The following is a 16,904-nucleotide window of genomic DNA, read 5'->3' on the forward strand; positions in this document are numbered from 1 at the left end:
ACGATCAGGCGTTCTGCTTCTTGCGACGCGACGTCTCGCGGGCACGGACCACCGAGTCGAGCTCGACCTTGCGGATGCGGATCACCTCGGGTGTGACCTCGACACACTCGTCCTCGCGAGCGAACTCGAGCGACTCCTCGAGCGTGAGCTTGCGCGGGGGCACGAGCTTCTCGAAGTTGTCGGCCGTGGAGGAGCGCATGTTGGTGAGCTGCTTCTCCTTGGTGATGTTCACGTCCATGTCCTCGGCGCGGGAGTTCTCGCCGACGACCATGCCCTCGTAGACCTCCTGCGTCGGCTCCACGAAGAAGCTCATACGCTCCTGGAGCGCGATCATCGCGAAGGGGGTCACAGAACCGGCGCGGTCGGCGACGATCGAACCGTTGGTACGCGTCTCGATCGCACCGGCCCACGGCTCGTAGCCGTGCGAGATCGCGTTCGCGATACCCGTTCCACGCGTGATGGTGAGGAACTCGGTGCGGAAACCGATGAGACCGCGCGAGGGAACGATGAACTCCATACGCACCCAACCGGTGCCGTGGTTGGTCATGCCGTCCATACGGCCCTTGCGGGCGGCAAGCAGCTGCGTGATCGCACCGAGGTACTCCTCGGGAGCGTCGATTGTCAGGTGCTCGTACGGCTCGTGCAGCTTGCCGTCAATGGTCTTCGTGACCACCTGCGGCTTGCCAACGGTGAGCTCGAAGCCCTCACGACGCATGTTCTCGACGAGGATGGCGAGAGCCAGCTCTCCGCGGCCCTGGATCTCCCAGGCATCCGGGCGCCCGATGTCGACGAGCTTGATCGAGACGTTACCGATGAGCTCGCGGTCGAGGCGGTCCTTGACCATACGCGCGGTGAGCTTGTGGCCCTTGACCTTGCCGATGAGCGGGCTCGTGTTGGTGCCGATCGTCATCGAGATGGCGGGGTCGTCGACCGTGATCGTCGGGAGCGGTCGAACATCCTCGGGGTCGGCGAGGGTCTCACCGATCGTGATGTCCTCGAAACCGGCGACAGCGACGATGTCGCCGGGGCCGCCCGACTCGGCGGGGTAACGGTCGAGCGCCTTCGTCATGAGCAGTTCGGTGACGCGCACGTTGGAGACCGAGCCGTCGTGCTTGACCCACGCGACCGTCTGCCCCTTCTTGATGGTGCCCTGGAAGATGCGCAGAAGCGCGAGGCGACCGAGGAACGGGCTCGAGTCGAGGTTCGTCACCCAGGCCTGGAGGGGGTGCTCGTCGTCGTAGGTCGGCGCGGGGATGTGCTTGAGGATCGCGTCGAACAGCGGCTCAAGGTCCTCGTTGTCGGGGAGCTCGCCATCGGCGGGCTTGGTCCAGCTCGCGGCACCGTTACGGCCCGAGGCGTACACAACGGGAACGTCGAGAACGGCGTCGAGGTCGAGGTCCGGCACGTCGTCGGCCAGGTCGCTCGCGAGGCCGAGCAGCAGATCCTGGCTCTCGGAGACGACCTCGTCGATGCGGGCATCCGGGCGGTCGGTCTTGTTGACCAGCAGCACAACGGGAAGCTTCGACTCGAGTGCCTTACGCAGCACAAAACGCGTCTGCGGCAGCGGGCCCTCACTCGCATCGACGAGCAGCACAACACCGTCGACCATCGACAAACCGCGCTCGACCTCGCCACCGAAGTCGGCGTGGCCCGGGGTGTCGATGACGTTGATGGTCACGGCGCCGTCGGTCGCGTGCTTGCCGTTGTAGGTGATCGCCGTGTTCTTGGCGAGAATCGTGATGCCCTTCTCGCGCTCCAGGTCGTTGGAGTCCATGGCGCGGTCCTCGAGGTGAGCGTGCGCGTCGAACGAGTTGGTCTGACGGAGCATGGCATCGACGAGGGTCGTCTTGCCGTGGTCGACGTGCGCCACGATGGCCACATTGCGCAGGTCGGAACGTGTGGCGATCGCCATGGCGTGTCCTTAGGGTTCAGGGTGGAACGGCGCACGGTGGCGCTTCGAGCGGGGTACGCGATCATTCGAGCGACCCGCAGGACAGCATCCGGCGCCGTATAAGTTCAAGGGGAGCGCAGCATCGACCTCGCGATTTGCGCTCGCCTAGTCTACCGCCCCCGCACGATGCGACCGGCGACGGGCCGAATCAGGATGCCGGAGCCCAATCCCAGATATTCCAGAAAGCCCGGGGAGGCACCGGCGACGGCGAGATTCCGGTCACAACGGACTGGTCGTAGGCGGCAATCATGGGGTTCGAATAGAACGGCACACCGTAGAAGTCGCCCCACACGAGCTCGTCGATCTCGGTGAGGAGTTCGACCTGACGCTCGGGGTCGAACTCGACGGTCAACTCGTCGATGAGCGCGTCCACCTCGGGGTTGCTGTAGAAGTTGCGGTTCGTTGGCCCGTCGGTCGCGAACGTGTTCGGAGCACCCTTGAGGATGCCGAGGCTCGTGACCTCCCAGCCGTAGATCGCGGCGTCGTACGAGCCCGCCGTGCCAAGCAGATCCTGCCAATCGGCACTCGAACAGTCGGTGACGTTGAAGCCCGCCTGCGCCGCCGATTGCTGGATGAAGAGGAACTCGTTGGATCGACGGGGGTTCGTCGGGCTGTAGAGAATGCACACCTCGGGGTTCGGGTTGCCTGCCTCCGCGAGGAGCTCCTTGGCTCCCTCGACGTCGACCGAGGCGAACTCGGATGACCCGTTAGCGGCGACGGATGCTTCGTACCCGGCCGCACCCGGAACGAACACCTGCGAATCGCGGAGCTCGGTGGACCCCGTCAACGGCGTGATGAGCTTGTCGACGATCTCCTGGCGCGGAACCACCTTGAGGAACGCCTCGCGCACGAGTGGATCGTCAAAGCTGCCGGACTTCGACTGCGCGAACTGCAGGTCGAGGTGCTCGAAGTTCGCCTCTCCCCCACCGACGACGGTGCCCTCGAGACCGCTCAGGGCAGTCCAGACATCCGCGGTCGCCTGGGGCACGATGACCTGGAGCTCACTGTTCTGGAACGCCTGCACCTGCGCGAGTGGCTCGCTGAGGTAGCGGATGGTGACCTCTTCGATCTTCGGCTGGCGAGACCCGCGGTACTCCGAGTTCGCCGAGAGGGTGACGTACTGGTCGAGAACGAAGTCGGTGACGACGTAGGGGCCACTCGAGAGCAGCAGGCTCTCGTCATCCGGCATCTCCTCGAAGTTGAAGCCGGTGTTCCAGAACCGCGAGAGAGCCGCGAGCGCCTCCTCGTCTTCGGTCTCGATGGCCTCGTAGACGGCTTCCTTCGCCTCCTGCACGTCGTCGATGTCGAGCGCGTTCGCGGCCACCACGTGAGCCGGAAGCGGCGCTGGCATCGCAAGAGCAAAATCGATGAACGGCTCGTCGAACGCCATCGTCATCGACTTCTTGTCCTCGCTCACCGTGGGTGTCTCGGTGACGAGCCCCAGGCCGAACTCAGGGTCGGCTCCGGAATCGAAGTAGACGACGTCTGTGGGGAACTCGTCAGTGAACTGGCGAGTGTCGGGGTCGACGAACTCGCTCGCATCGAAGTCCGGCTCGTTGAAAGCACCCGACAGGGCCGCCCACTCCAGCAGCAGGTCGGCTGCGTCGATCGCGGTGCCGTCCGACCACGTGACACCGTCGGCGACGGTGAACCGCACGACAAGAGGATCCTCCGAGAGCACCTCGTAGCGGCCGAACGAGTCGTCCTCGACGACTTCCGGCACATCGTTCGTGAAGGTGAAGCCCGAGAGTGTCGCCCCTGCCACGGCGGGGTTGGCGCCCCGATTGCCGTACGACGTAAGCGAGTTGTACGACGTGAAGCTCTGGTTCCAGCCGACGTCGATGCTCGAGCCCTGCACCACTTGCGAGGCGGGCGCCGTGCATCCCGTGAGGGCCAGAGCGGCGAGAGCGAGGGTGGCGGCGGCAGCTACTCGTGGTCGGGTCATCACGCCCCCACGATACCGGCCCGCCGCCACCGCGCCGCTACGCGCCGAGGGCTATCGATCGACCAGGAATGGCCTCGAGCAGCTCTCGTGTGTAGTCGTCCTTCGGATGCTCAAACACCTCGTCGACGGTCGCTGCCTCGACGATGCGTCCCTGGCGCATGACACAGACGTGGTCCGCGATCACTCGAACGACCGCGAGGTCGTGGGTGATGAACAGGTAGGTCAGCCCGAGTTCGGCCTGCAGATCCGCGAGAAGGTTCAGCACCTGCGCCTGGACGAGCACGTCGAGCGCCGATACCGCCTCATCGAGAACCACGATGTCCGGCTTGAGCGCCAACGCGCGGGCGATGGCCACACGTTGCCGCTGACCACCCGACAGCTCGTTCGGGTATCGGGTCGCCACGGATGTCGGCAAGGAGACCTGATCGAGCACCTCGAGCACGCGTGCGCGGCGGCTGGCCGAATCCCCGACCTTGTGCACAACGAGTGGTTCGGCGATCGTGTTGCCGATGTTGCGCAGCGGGTCGAGCGAGGCGTACGGATCTTGGAACACCGGCTGCATCGTGCGGCGAAGGTCGAAGATCTGCCGACGACTGAGAGTGTCGGTGTCGGTTCCTCCGACGAGAATCGAGCCCGCGGTCTTCTCTTCGAGGCGCAGCAGCAACTTCGCCGCCGTCGACTTGCCAGAACCGGACTCGCCGACGAGTGCGAGCGTCGTGCCGCGCGCCACACTGAACGACACGTCGTCGACAGCCGCGAAATCGGTGCGACCGAACCCGCTCGGCTTACGCAGGGAGAACACCTTCGTGACATTGCGGAACTCGATGGCGGGCGCTCCCGCCTCCGCGGAGGCGTGCTGCACACGCTCGGCCGCGTGACCGAGGTCGAGACTCTCGCTCGGGCTTGCGAGTTCGATCGGCTCGTCGCGCACGACCGCCGACTGGATTCGCTTTGACGCGAGACTCGGCGCCGCGCCAACCAGACGCTGGGTGTACGGGTGGCGCGGATCCTGCAGGATCTCGAGCGCGGGACCAGCCTCGACGATCGTGCCGCGGTTCATCACGATGATGTTCTCGGCACGCTCCGCCGCGAGACCCAGGTCGTGCGTGATGAGGATCATCGCCGTCTGGTGCTGCGTCGTGAGGGTGTCGAGGTGATCCAGGATGCGCCGCTGCACCGTTACATCGAGGGCCGAGGTCGGCTCGTCCGCGATGAGGAGCTGCGGGTTACCCGACAGTGCGATGCCGATGAGTACGCGCTGGCGCATTCCGCCGGAGAACTGGTGCGGGTACTGACCGAGCCGGGAGTCGGCATCCTGCAGTCCAGCCTCACGCAGCACCTCGATGGCGCGCTTGCGCACCTCGCGCTTGCCCGAGGCCACGCCGTTGGCGCGAATGGTCTCCTCGACCTGGAAGCCAATGTTCCATACGGGGTTGAGGCTCTGCATCGGATCCTGCGGCACAAGACCGATGCGGCGACCGCGGATGCTCTCCATCTCGCGCTTGGACACCTTCGTGAGTTCGATCCCGTCGAAGATCACGGAGCCACCCGTCACCCGACCGTTACCGGCGAGCAGGTTGATGATCGCGTGCGCCGTCGTGGACTTGCCGGAACCAGACTCACCCACGATCGCGAGGGTCTCACCGGGGTAGATGTCGAAGTCGACACCGCGTACCGCCGGGACCATGCCGTCTGGTGTGCGGAATCCGACCTCGAGTCCGCGGACCTGGAGTAGGGGCTGTGCGTCGGTCATCGTGATGCCCTCGCCTTCGGGTCGAGCGCATCCCGCACGGTCTCGCCCAGCATGATGAAGGCAAGCACCGTGAGGGACAGCGCGATCGAGGGGTAGATGAGAGTCATCGGGTGCGTGCGCAGGTCGCCCTGGGCCGCGGAGATGTCGTTGCCCCACGACATGTAGAGGTTGTTGGGCAAGCCAACACCGAGGAACGACAGGGTCGCCTCGGCCGTGATGGCCGCGGCAAGACCGACGGTCGTGACGACGATGACCGGTGCAATGGAGTTCGGCAGCACGTGCACAAACATCGTGCGGGCCCTCGAGAGCCCGAGCGCGGTCGACGCGGTCACGTACTCGGATTGTTTGACCCTCAGCACCTCGGATCTGAGGATTCTCGCCGTCGCTGGCCACGCGAAGAAACCGATGGCGAGCGAGATGATCCAGATGTTTCGGTCATCCAGGAAGATCGACATGATGACGACCGCCGCGAGGATGTAGGGGATCGCGAAGAACATGTCACCAAGGCGCATGAGCAGCGAGTCGAGCCATCCACCGAAGAATCCGGCGAAGGCACCAACGACGATGCCGATCACGGTCACGATGACGCTCACGATGAGACCCACCGACAGCGAGGTCGAGGTTCCGTGAACGATGCGGGAGAACACGTCGCAGCCCTGCTTGGTGAAGCCGAGCGGATGCCCGGGCTCGGGCGCCCCGTTGCTGTTCGAGAGGAAGCAGTCATCGTTCGGCGGCACACTCGTGAAAAGAGTGGGGAACAGTGCGACCACGATGACAAGGAGGATGACCGCGGCCGAGGCCCAGAACATCCATCGCCCACGCACGTCGCGCCAGGCGTCGAGCCACAGGTTGCTCGTGCGATCGCTCACGCGCACCGCGTCGACGGCGCCGAGTTCGTAGTCCTTGGTGTCCGCGACGTAACGCGGCATCTGACGAATGGGGTTCTTACTTGACATAGCGGATCCTCGGGTCCAGGACGCCGTACAGGAGGTCGATGAGCAGGTTCACGAGAACGTAGATGATCACGAGGATGGTCACGATCGAGACGATCTCGGGGCTGTCGTGGCGGTTGATCGCCTTGAACAGTTCGTTGCCGACACCCGGCACGTTGAAGATTCCCTCGGTGACGGTTGCGCCAACGATGAGGATTCCGAAGTCGGCGGCGAGGTTGGTTGTCACGGGAATGAGCGAATTGCGCAACACGTGCACGGGGATGACGCGGCGACCGGGAAGTCCCTTGCCGTAGGCCATACGTACGAAGTCCTGCTGGCTGGTCTCGATGACGGATGCCCGGGTCAACCTCACCACATAGGCGAAGTTCAGCGCCGCGAGCACGATCGCCGGGAGTATCAGGTCTGCCCATGGAGCTCCCGGCCCGACAGTTGGTCGGAAGATGCCGAGCTGAATTCCGAGGACGAACTGCGCGACGAAGGCCAGCACGAACACGGGGAGCGAAATGAGCACGAGGCTGATGAGCAGCGAGGCGTGGTCGAAGATGCTGCCCTTGCGCAGTCCGGAGACGAGGCCTACGAGCACACCGAAGAGCAATTGGATGACCACGGCGAGCAGGGCGAGGCGCAGAGTGTTCGGGAAGGTCCGCAGGAGGATCTCGTTGACCGACTGACCCGAGAAGGTAGTGCCCAGGTTGCCCTGGAAGAGGTCGCCGAGGTAGCTGAAGTACCGGACGAAGAAGTTGTCGCCCAGCTGGTAGCGCTCCTGGAGCGCGGCGAGTTGCTCGGGAGTCGGCGTTCGGTCGCCGAACATCGCGAGGATGGGATCACCGGGGAGGGCGAAGACCATCGCATAGATGAGCAGCGTCGACCCGAAGAAGACGGGAATGGCTTGGAGAAGCCGTCGGAGTATGTACGCGGTCATGTGTGACGCACCGATCGACCCGGCAAGGCCGGTGTGGCCAGTCTGAACTGGACCACACCGGCCTTACCGGGAAACGACGGGCCTATTCGGCCTTGTTCACCTTGTAGAGGATCGGCCAGCTGTCCCACCCGATCTCGACGTCGCTCACGACCGTCGAGTGTCCGGCGTTGACCGACTGGTACCACAGCGGGATCGCGGGCATGTCCTCGAAGAGGATCTCCTGCGCCTGCTGGTAGAAGCCATTGGCCTCCTCGATGGAGTCAGCGGTCGAGCCGGAGCGGATGAGCTCGTCGTACTCGGGGTTGCTGTAACGGGCGTCGTTCGTCGCCGAACCGGTGATGTAGAGCGCACCGAGAATGTTGAACAGACCCGGGTAGTCGAACTGCCATCCGGTGCGGAACGCGCCGCCGATCGTGTCGTTGTTGACCTCGGTACGCAGCGAGGCGAGGTCGGGGAACGGCACACCGACCGCGTCGATGCTCAGCGTGTTGCGGATCGAGTTCACGGTTGCGTCGACCCATGCCTGGTGGTCACCATCGGCGTTGTAGGCGAGGGTGAACTGGCCAGACCACGGCGCGATGGCGTCGGCCTGAGCCCACAGGTCCTGAGCGAGCTCGGGGTCGTACTCGAGAACGTCACTGCCCTCGACGTCGTCCGACCAGCCGTCGATGACGGGCGAGGTGAAGTCGACGGCAGGCTGACGGGTGCCCTCGAAGATGACATCCGTGATCTCTTCGCGGTTGATGGCGTGGGAAATCGCAGCGCGACGCAGCTTGCCCTCCTCGTCCATGCCGAAGTGCTCCTGACCGACCTGGATCGTGAAGGACTGGAAGATCGCGGCCGGCTGGTCGATCGCGCGGTCGCCGAGGTCATCGGCGACAGTCGCGAGGGATCCCGCGGGGATCTGCTGGATGATGTCGAGGTTGTCCGACAGCAGGTCGGCGTACGCGGCCTCCTGCGTTGCATACACAACGAGGTCGATTCCACCGTTGACCGGCTCACGCGGACCCTCGTAGTCGGGGTTCACGACCATCGAGATGCGCTCGTCGTGCACCCATCCGGTGTCGCTCAGCATGTACGGACCGTTGCCGATGGGGGCCTCACCGAAGGCTGCCGTGTCCTCGTAGAAGGCCTCGGGCAGCGGGAAGTACACGGTGTAGCCGAGGCTCAGCGGGAAGTCCGACTGAGGAGCGACGAGGTTGACGGTGAAGGTCTTGTCGTCGATGACCTCGAGAGCGAGCGAGTCCTCGCCACCCTCGGGCGAGTAACCCTCGATGTTGGCGAACCACCACTGGTTGAGCAGCTCGGGGTCAGCTGCGCCCCACTGCCACGCCTTCACGAACGACTCGGCCGTCACGGGGGTGCCGTCGGTGAACGTCTTGCCCTCCTTGAGGGTGATCGTCCAGAGCTGGTTGTCCTCGGACTCGATGGATTCGGCCACGTCGTAGCCGAGCGATCCGTCCGCTTCGTAGTAGACGAGGCCAGCGAACAGGTTGTTGAGTGCGAGACCGCCACCGACCTCGTTGGTGTCGGCGGGGATGAGCGCGTGCTCAGGCTCGTTGATGTTTGTGGTCACGATCGCGCTGGAGCTGCCGCCACCGTCACCACCGGTGCTGGGCGCGCATCCTGCGAGCGCGAGGACAGTCGCGACGGAGAGCGCTCCTGTCGCTGCGAGAAGACGTGGAATTCGCAAGTTTCCTCCTGAAACGTGAGAGCAGGTCCGAGCGCTACCAGCACCGGGACCTGCGGGATGGATGCCACCCTAAGTGGGGGTTGCGGATGCACCCAAACATCCTGAGCTTCTCGTTACCGACTGGAAACCAAAGCTGCGTTTTTTTGCAACCTGGGCAAAAAAACGCAGCTAGTTGACGCGTCACGCAACCGATGAGGCATCTCGTGGCGAAGTTTGCTAAAAGATGAAAGCGACGCTGGTTTAGGGTTGTCGGCAACCTTCAGATGCGCCCCCGACGTAGTGTGGAAGCGTTTGCAGTTGTCTACAAAAAATCGACGGGTGTGAGATGAAAAAGTTTGGTGCGGGAGACTTTCCGCTCCCCGAAACGATCGCCTCGCGACGTCGAGTGTGGTGGGAGATCGGCATCGTGCTCGGGCTCTCGCTGGGGGCATCCGCCGCCTACTCGATCGTCTCGATCGTCAACCGCACAACGCGAGACGAGACGCTCGCGAGCCAGACCGCGACGATCAACCAGTCGCTCAGTGAGCGGCCCATCTTCGACCTCATCTATCAGCTGATGGGCATTTTCTTCGACCTCGTGCCGGTCGCCCTCGTCGCTTTCCTGCTGTGGCAGGTCGCACGTCCACACCTGGCGCGGCTCGGTATTGACGGCGCACACCCCGCTCGCGACGTTCTGCACGGCGTCGCACTCGCGCTCGTCATCGGGGTGCCCGGCATCGGCGTGTACCTCGCCGGGCGCGCCCTCGGGATTACCGTGGCCGTCAATCCGGCAGGTCTCGACGCCTACTGGTGGACGGTGCCCGTATTGCTTCTTTCTGCGTTGCGCGCCGGTGTCACCGAAGAGGTCATCGTCATCGGTTACCTCTTCGCACGCCTCCGCGACCTCGGCTGGGGGTCGTGGCCGATCATCCTCACGAGTGCGCTGCTCAGGGGCAGCTACCACCTGTATCAGGGGTTCGGTGCATTCGTGGGCAACGTGGCGATGGGCATCCTTTTCGGCTGGCTCTACGCGCGAACCGGTCGAGTACTGCCCTTCGTCATCGCCCACGTGCTCATCGACGCGACCATCTTCGTCGGTTACCCGTGGGCAGCGGCAACGTTCCCCGCGCTCTTCGGAGTACCCGCGTAGGGCATCCGCCCCATCCCAAATACAGGAGTGTGCACTCCCCCGGCCCTGCACTCCCGCATGATCTGGCGTACGAGGCGCGAAACTCCTGTATTTGGGATGAGCAGGACGGGTTAGGCGAAGGCCTCGATCGGCGGGCACGCACACATGAGGTTGCGGTCACCGTAGGCGTTGTCGACGCGGCGCACGGGAGGCCAATACTTCTGACGGATGATGCTGCGCAGCGGATACACGGCCAGCTCCCGCGAATAGGCGTGCTGCCACTCCCCCTCGATCACCGACACCGCGGTGTGCGGCGAGTTCACGAGCGGGTTGTCGTTTGCCGGCCACACGCCGGCGGCCACGGCATCCGCCTCCTCCTTGATCGCGATCATCGCATCGATGAAGCGGTCGATCTCGGCGAGGTCCTCGCTTTCGGTCGGTTCGACCATGAGCGTGCCCGCCACCGGGAACGACATGGTCGGCGCGTGGAACCCGTAGTCGATGAGCCGCTTGGCGACATCGTTGTTGTCGATCCCCGTCGCAGCCTTGAGCGGACGCAGGTCGAGGATGCACTCGTGCGCCACGAGTCCGTTATCGCCCGAGTACAACACCGGGAAGTGGTCCCGCAGACGCACCGCCACGTAGTTGGCCGCGAGCACCGCGGCACCCGTCGCCTTCGTGAGACCCTCCGTGCCCATCATCCGCACGTAGGCCCAGGAGATCGGCAGGATGCCCGCACTCCCGTACGGCGCAGAGCTGACGGGATTTTCGCTGCCTCGCGGCAGGAACTCCGCCAGGTGCGCTTTCGCGGCCACGGGACCGACACCCGGCCCGCCACCCCCGTGTGGGATGCAGAACGTCTTGTGCAGGTTGAGGTGCGAGACGTCCCCGCCGAAGTCACCGAAGCGCGCGTAACCGAGGAGAGCGTTGAGGTTGGCGCCGTCGACGTACACCTGTCCCCCGGCCTCGTGGACAGCGGCCGTGATGTCGAGCACGTCGTGCTCGTACACCCCGTGGGTCGACGGGTAGGTGATCATGAGGGCGGCGAGCTCGTCGGCGTGCTGGGCGATCTTGGCACGGAGGTCGTCGAGGTCGACATTGCCGAGGTCGTCGCACGCGACAACAACAACCCGCATTCCGGCGAGGACGGCACTCGCGGCGTTCGTGCCGTGGGCACTCGACGGGATGAGGCACACCGTGCGCTGGTTGTCGCCTCGGGAGCGGTGGTAGCCGCGGATCGCGAGAAGCCCCGCGAGTTCACCCTGACTTCCCGCGTTCGGCTGCAGCGAGACCGCGTCGTAGCCCGTTACCTCGGCAAGCCAGTCCTCCAACTCACCGACGAGTTCGCGGTACCCCTCGGTGTCGCTGTCGGGAGCGAACGGGTGGATGTTCGCGAACTCCGGCCACGTAATGGAGGCCATCTCGGTCGCCGCATTGAGTTTCATCGTGCACGAGCCGAGGGGGATCATGCCGCGGTCGAGGGCGTAATCCTTGTCGGCGAGGTACTTGAGGTAGCGCATCATCGACGTCTCGCTACGGTGCGTCGAGAACACGGGGTGGGTGAGGTACGGGCTCGACCGGGCAAGCTCCGGCGGGTACTCGTGGGCGGTGAGCGGCGAGAATGCGAACCAGCGCTCCTCGTCGGGCGCGAAGACCCCCTCCCCGTCCAGCGGTCCGCGTTCCACACCCGGCGCGAGAGACTCGAGGAGGGCTGGCAGCACCTCGGCCAGATCGTCGGCCGAGACCTCGTCGAACGCGAGCGACACCGTCGCGTCGTCGATGGCGGTGAGAAGGATGCCACGTTCACCCGCCGCGGTGACGACGGCCGCGGCATCCGTCACCCGCACGGCGAGGGTGTCGAAGAAGTGCGCGTGGACGAGCTCGAGCCCGCGGGCCTTCAGCTCCTTGGCGGCGAGGACGGCCGCGCCGTGCACGTGCTGGGCGATCCGCTTCAGCCCGTCCGGCCCGTGGTAGACCGCGTACATTGACGCCATCACGGCGAGGAGCACCTGCGCGGTGCAGATGTTCGATGTCGCCTTCTCACGGCGGATGTGCTGCTCCCGCGCTTGCAACGACAGGCGGTACGCGGGCTGGCCAGACGCGTCCTGGGATACTCCGACGAGGCGACCCGGCAACTGGCGTTCGAGCCCTGAGCGCACCGCCATGAATCCAGCGTGCGGGCCGCCGAATCCCATCGGCACACCGAACCGCTGCGAGGTTCCGACGGCGACGTCCGCCCCCAGGTCACCCGGGGAGGCGAGGAGGGTGAGGGCCAGGAGGTCGGCGGCCACCACGGCGACACCGCCGTGCTCCTTGATGGCCGCGATCGCGGCCGATGGGTCGACGACACGACCGGAAGCACCCGGGTACTGGATGACTCCACCGAAGGCTTCGGGGAGTTCAGCGCCAATGGAGAACTCCTGGAGCTGGATGCCCACCGCCTCGGCACGGTGTGCGAGCAGACGTTTGGTCTGTGGGAGGGCATCCGCGTCCACCAGGAACACGTTCGACGACGAACCGGACACCCGTCGTGCAAGGAGCATCGCCTCGACGACGGCCGTGCCCTCATCGAGCATGGACGCGTTCGCGGTCGCAAGCCCCGTGAGGTCGGCGATCATCGTCTGGAAGTTGATGAGAGCCTCGAGGCGCCCCTGGGAGATCTCCGGCTGGTAGGGCGTGTACGCCGTATACCAACTCGGGTTTTCGAGTACGTTGCGCTGAATCACGGCTGGTGTGATCGTGTCGTAGTAGCCGAGACCGATCATCGACCGGCGTACACGATTACGCGACGCGATCGCGCGCAACTCGGTGAGGGCCTGGCGTTCACTCGCGGCCGGCGGAATGGTGGAATGCTCCACCGGGGATGCCTGGATCGCGGTCGGAACCGCGGCACGAACCAGCTCATCGACCGACGAGTAACCGACTGCGGCGAGCATCGTCGCCTCAGCGTCGCGATCCAGGCCGATGTGACGGGAAACGAACGGCTCAGTCACGCGTGAGATCCTCGTACGCCTCGAGCGTGAGCAGTTCGGGAAGCGACTCGAACGACACACGAATGAGCCAACCCTCCCCGAACGGGTCGCTGCCGATGAGCTCGGGGCTCGCAATCACCGCCTCGTTGATCTCGAGCACGGTCCCATCGACGGGCGCGAACAGCTCCCCGACCGACTTCGTCGACTCGATCTCGCCCACGACCGCTCCGTGGCTGATCGTCGCGCCCACCGACGGAAGGTCGGCGTACACGATGTCGCCGAGCTTCTCCGCCGCGTACGCGGTGATACCAATCGTGGCCGTCGAACCGTCCACGAGTACCCACTCATGCTCGGCGGTGAACTGGAATGCGCTGAGGTCGGTCATGAGCTGTGCTCCTTCGAAGTGGACTGTCTTGAGTAGAACGGCAGAGAAACGACGGTCGCGTGGATGCGAGAGCCGCGAACATCGATGTCGAGCGAGGTGCCGACCGCGCTCACGGCGGGATCGACAAGGGCCATGGCGATCGGATGCCCGAGCGTCGGCGACAGCGCCCCGCTCGTGATTTCCCCAACCTGCTCCGTGCCCGCGTAGATCGGGTACCCCGCTCGGCCGGCGCGCTTACCCTCGGAGACGAGGCCCACGAGCACACGGGCATCCGGTGCCGCGCCCTTCTCGAGGGCGGCACGACCCACGAAGTCTGCCGACTTCGTGTTCAGCGGGATGACGCGACCGAGCCCGACCTGAGCCGGTTGCACGTCGAGCGACAGCTCGTGACCGTAGAGGGGCATGCCGGCCTCGAGACGCAGGGTGTCACGAGCCGCGAGACCGCAGGCGACAAGGCCGAAACGCTCCCCCGCGACGAGGAGAGCAGACCAGAGGGATGCAGCATCCCCCGCTCCGACAAAGAGTTCGAAGCCGTCCTCGCCCGTGTACCCGGTGCGGGCGACCAGCACCGCTCGCCCCTCGAAACGCATGCCCATACACGCGTAGTACGGGAGGGTCGCGAGCGTGTGACCCATCGCCGACTCCGGTGCCGCGGCGAGCCCCTTGGTGTGCTCGAGCACCGAACGAGCGGCAGGACCCTGAACGGCGATGAGCGCGATGGCCTCGGTGCCGTCGGTCAACGCGGCATCGAAGCCGTGAATGCGCTCCTTCAGCGCCGCCACAACCGGGACACGATTGCCGGCGTTGGCAACCACCAGGTACTCCCCCGGGGCGTTCTGGTACACGATGAGGTCGTCGATGATGCCGCCGCTCTCGTCGAGGATCATGGTGTACTTCGCACGGGAAACGGGGAGGGCGGAGACGTTGGCCGCCAGTGCGTAGTCGAGGAACGCGGCCGCCTGCGGCCCCGTAACACTGAGCTCCGCCATGTGCGAGATATCGAACAGGCCCGCTCCGGTGCGAACAGCGTGGTGCTCAGCAAGGTCGGAGCCGTAACGTACCGGCATTTGCCATCCGGCAAAGTCGGTGAAGGATGCCCCAGCCGCAGTGTGGGTCGCGTGAAGGGGGCTGAGCGTGGTGGAACTATCGGTCACAGAGTTCTCCTGGCTGATGCGCGGAAAGAACTCCCCCTCTGTCATCGGTGCCTGAGAGTTTCGCGCCTGAGCGCTTTCACCATCGGCGGCTCGAACCTTGCACGGATGGGTTTCGAGACGCGCTTTGCGCGCTCCTCAACCTGCTCCGCGCTCCGCGCGGAGCACTTTCCAGAGTGGCCTCGTCGATGCGGTACTGGACCTGAGAGATTGGCGGGGAGGCTTGCTCCTTCGGTGCTCCCGGGGGAGCTCTCCCGCATCGAGTGTGCGGCCGATATTCGATTGTGGGGCCAGTCTAGCGCCGCGGATGTTTCGGCAGCGTGAACTTCGTGCGCGCGTGGTGCTCGGCGCTCGTTCAGCAGAACTCGCGCGGGATGGCGTCGGCGTAGGACACCGTGATCGCGACCACGCGATCCGACTCCACAACAAACAGCCGATAGGGGCTCGCCGAACCGGTGCGGTAGACCACGGATGCGGGATCGTCGCGAACGATCTCGGCGTCAGGGAGCGCTGCGACCAACTCATCTCGGGTGGAACCGATGCCGACGCCTTCCGAGGTTCGCGGTGACGCATCAGCCAGGACGGTTGGATCCTGTGGCATACCTGCCGACTTCGAGGTGATCGTGATTGCCTCGATTGCGCCGTCAGAGCCGGGGCTGAGCACCACGCCGGGCAGACCGGGGGCGTCGAGGAAGATCACCGGGCAATCACCGAGGGCCTCTCCTCGCCCGTAGCTCGTGAGAGCGTCCGCCGCATCCGCGGCGGCATCGCCGAGTGCGATCGGCCCGACGGCAGCAGACTCGATCACCCAGGTCGACGGGTCGGTGGGATCGGGCGCGTCATCCGTCGGGAGCGCGGAGGGTTCAGCGGTGGAGCTCGACGCCGGAGTGGGAGTGGCGGTCGGCGAGGCGACGGGCGTGCATCCCGCAAGAAGCGCGACGGTAACGATGGCAAACGCAGCGAACTTCATGGGGTCTCCTCAGTTTCACTCAGTCTACGTCGACACAAAAGAATCGACGGGCCCGTCGAAACGGACCCGTCGATTCAGGAAGAAACGGCAGCTATGCCTGGCGCGAACGGCGTGCGAGGAGCACTCCACCAGCCGCGAGGAGGAGCAGCCCGCCCGCCGCGAACGGCGTCACGTCAACGCCGGTTGCCGCGAGTACGGGCTCGGGCGCCGGTGCGGGAGCCGGCTCGCCGATGATGGCGACCCACCATCCCTCGTAGTCGTCACCGGTCTCCCCGATCGTGATGTTGCCCGACAATTCGACGGTCGTGCCGAAAGTCGCTAGGGGGGTGCTCCAGAGTGCCGAGTACGCCTCGTCACCCGGGTACTCAACGACCCACGCCGTTCCGTTGCTGTCGATGGCGAGACCGTAGGTGTAGGAAGCGCCCTCGGAGAACGACCAGTTGGCGACCCCCGTTGCAGTGACCGCAGCAGGGTCGACGGTGTAGAGCTCGCCACCCTCGGTGAGCAGGTAGAGAAGGCCAGAGGTTGGGTCGACAGCGAAGCCCCACGCCGAGTCCTCGAATTCGAGGTCACCCAGGTAGGTCGCAGCACCGGTCGTCAGGTCAATCGAGTAGAGGTCGTCGTATTCGACGAAGTAACCCTTGCCGTCGAGCGAGACAACGAGCGAGTAGACGTTCGGCGCCTCGTCGCCTGCCGTGATGTCGCCGATCGTCGTGACCGAGTTGGTGGCCGGGTCGTAGCTGTGGAGCACCGAGAAGCTGGCGTCCCACGTCGTGAAGTAGAACTTGTGGGTGACACGGTCCCAGCCACCCTGGTATCCGCAGTAAGCGCCGTCCGCGCTCGCGAGTTGGGTACTCGTACCCGTCGCGGCGTCGACCTCGAACAATCCGAGGTCCGGGAAGGTCTCGCTGTCACACGTTGTCGCGACGAGGTGCTCGCCTGCCGGGAGCGCCGGAGGAGCGGCATGTGCGGGCGCCGCCAGAGCAACGAGGCCGAGGCTGAGCGCGGCGACAAGAACGATTCGGGTTGACTTCACGGGGGTCCCCTTCCAGGGAAGTCTCAGAGAGATGGGTTAGTGCACACTATCGCACTGAAACACCA

General features: G+C 65.1%; 12 protein-coding genes and 2 riboswitches. Of the genes, 1 reads left to right on the forward strand and 11 read right to left on the reverse strand.

The genetic code is table 11. The features are described 5' to 3' along the window. Positions 1 to 4: 4 nt before the first annotated feature. The 6 genes from typA to LH407_RS03195 all read right to left on the reverse strand — a co-directional run bounded on the left by typA (position 5) and on the right by LH407_RS03195 (position 9,217). Entirely contained in the window at positions 5 to 1,912 is a 1,908-nt protein-coding gene (gene typA / locus LH407_RS03170) for a translational GTPase TypA (protein WP_322132740.1), read from the reverse strand. A 187-nt stretch (positions 1,913 to 2,099) separates the two neighbouring features. Next, a complete protein-coding gene (locus LH407_RS03175; RefSeq protein ID WP_322134904.1) occupies positions 2,100 to 3,896 on the reverse strand; it encodes an ABC transporter family substrate-binding protein in 1,797 nt (598 codons plus the stop codon). Positions 3,897 to 3,933: 37 nt separating this feature from the next. Then, positions 3,934 to 5,649 carry a dipeptide ABC transporter ATP-binding protein gene (locus LH407_RS03180; RefSeq protein WP_322132739.1) on the reverse strand — a complete coding sequence of 572 codons (1,716 nt, stop codon included), beginning with the start codon at positions 5,647 to 5,649 and terminating at the stop codon, positions 3,934 to 3,936. Further along, positions 5,646 to 6,605, reverse strand: coding sequence for an ABC transporter permease (locus tag LH407_RS03185; RefSeq protein ID WP_322132738.1), 960 nt, complete (start codon positions 6,603 to 6,605; stop codon positions 5,646 to 5,648). The genes LH407_RS03180 and LH407_RS03185 overlap by 4 nt, the downstream gene beginning before the upstream one ends. Continuing rightward, positions 6,595 to 7,524: an ABC transporter permease gene (locus LH407_RS03190; RefSeq protein ID WP_322132737.1), complete on the reverse strand. Its 930-nt coding sequence runs from the start codon at positions 7,522 to 7,524 to the stop codon at positions 6,595 to 6,597. The genes LH407_RS03185 and LH407_RS03190 overlap by 11 nt, the downstream gene beginning before the upstream one ends. 82 nt (positions 7,525 to 7,606) lie before the next feature. Beyond that, the gene (locus tag LH407_RS03195; protein ID WP_322132736.1) at positions 7,607 to 9,217 is read right to left on the reverse strand and encodes a peptide ABC transporter substrate-binding protein; all 1,611 of its coding nucleotides are present in this window, start codon (positions 9,215 to 9,217) and stop codon (positions 7,607 to 7,609) included. A gap of 325 nt (positions 9,218 to 9,542) precedes the next feature. On the opposite strand from LH407_RS03195, the gene LH407_RS03200 reads away from it, so the two are divergent. Next, positions 9,543 to 10,346 (forward strand): CPBP family intramembrane glutamic endopeptidase, encoded by an 804-nt coding sequence (locus LH407_RS03200; protein WP_322132735.1) that lies wholly within the window; start codon positions 9,543 to 9,545, stop codon positions 10,344 to 10,346. A gap of 110 nt (positions 10,347 to 10,456) precedes the next feature. On the opposite strand, the gene gcvP is transcribed toward LH407_RS03200, so the two are convergent. From gcvP to LH407_RS03225, 5 genes are all read right to left on the reverse strand, one after another. Beyond that, positions 10,457 to 13,318: an aminomethyl-transferring glycine dehydrogenase gene (gene gcvP / locus LH407_RS03205; protein WP_322132734.1), complete on the reverse strand. Its 2,862-nt coding sequence runs from the start codon at positions 13,316 to 13,318 to the stop codon at positions 10,457 to 10,459. Beyond that, positions 13,311 to 13,682: a glycine cleavage system protein GcvH gene (gcvH, locus tag LH407_RS03210; protein WP_322132733.1), complete on the reverse strand. Its 372-nt coding sequence runs from the start codon at positions 13,680 to 13,682 to the stop codon at positions 13,311 to 13,313. The genes gcvP and gcvH overlap by 8 nt, the downstream gene beginning before the upstream one ends. Continuing rightward, the gene (gene gcvT, locus LH407_RS03215; RefSeq protein ID WP_322132732.1) at positions 13,679 to 14,836 is read right to left on the reverse strand and encodes a glycine cleavage system aminomethyltransferase GcvT; all 1,158 of its coding nucleotides are present in this window, start codon (positions 14,834 to 14,836) and stop codon (positions 13,679 to 13,681) included. Before gcvT ends, gcvH begins: the two co-directional genes overlap by 4 nt. Before the next feature lie 31 nt (positions 14,837 to 14,867). Next, positions 14,868 to 15,013, reverse strand: a riboswitch (glycine riboswitch). A gap of 1 nt (position 15,014) precedes the next feature. Beyond that, positions 15,015 to 15,100: riboswitch (glycine riboswitch) on the reverse strand. An 88-nt stretch (positions 15,101 to 15,188) separates the two neighbouring features. Continuing rightward, positions 15,189 to 15,803, reverse strand: a complete 615-nt coding sequence (locus LH407_RS03220) for a hypothetical protein (protein WP_322132731.1) — start codon at positions 15,801 to 15,803, stop codon at positions 15,189 to 15,191. A 91-nt stretch (positions 15,804 to 15,894) separates the two neighbouring features. Continuing rightward, the gene (locus tag LH407_RS03225) at positions 15,895 to 16,839 is read right to left on the reverse strand and encodes an LPXTG cell wall anchor domain-containing protein (RefSeq protein WP_322132730.1); all 945 of its coding nucleotides are present in this window, start codon (positions 16,837 to 16,839) and stop codon (positions 15,895 to 15,897) included. Positions 16,840 to 16,904 lie beyond the last annotated feature (65 nt).

Origin of the sequence: Antiquaquibacter oligotrophicus, from assembly GCF_020535405.1 — a bacterium.
GTDB classification, from domain to species: Bacteria; Actinomycetota; Actinomycetes; order Actinomycetales; family Microbacteriaceae; genus Rhodoglobus; species Rhodoglobus oligotrophicus.

Coding starts and splice junctions, on each gene's coding strand:
- typA (WP_322132740.1), bottom strand. CDS start 1,912: ATGGCGATCGCCACACGTTCCGACCTGCGCAATGTGGCCATCGTGGCG.
- LH407_RS03175 (WP_322134904.1), bottom strand. CDS start 3,896: ATGACCCGACCACGAGTAGCTGCCGCCGCCACCCTCGCTCTCGCCGCT.
- LH407_RS03180 (WP_322132739.1), bottom strand. CDS start 5,649: ATGACCGACGCACAGCCCCTACTCCAGGTCCGCGGACTCGAGGTCGGA.
- LH407_RS03185 (WP_322132738.1), bottom strand. CDS start 6,605: ATGTCAAGTAAGAACCCCATTCGTCAGATGCCGCGTTACGTCGCGGAC.
- LH407_RS03190 (WP_322132737.1), bottom strand. CDS start 7,524: ATGACCGCGTACATACTCCGACGGCTTCTCCAAGCCATTCCCGTCTTC.
- LH407_RS03200 (WP_322132735.1), top strand. CDS start 9,543: ATGAAAAAGTTTGGTGCGGGAGACTTTCCGCTCCCCGAAACGATCGCC.
- gcvH (WP_322132733.1), bottom strand. CDS start 13,682: ATGACCGACCTCAGCGCATTCCAGTTCACCGCCGAGCATGAGTGGGTA.
- LH407_RS03220 (WP_322132731.1), bottom strand. CDS start 15,803: ATGAAGTTCGCTGCGTTTGCCATCGTTACCGTCGCGCTTCTTGCGGGA.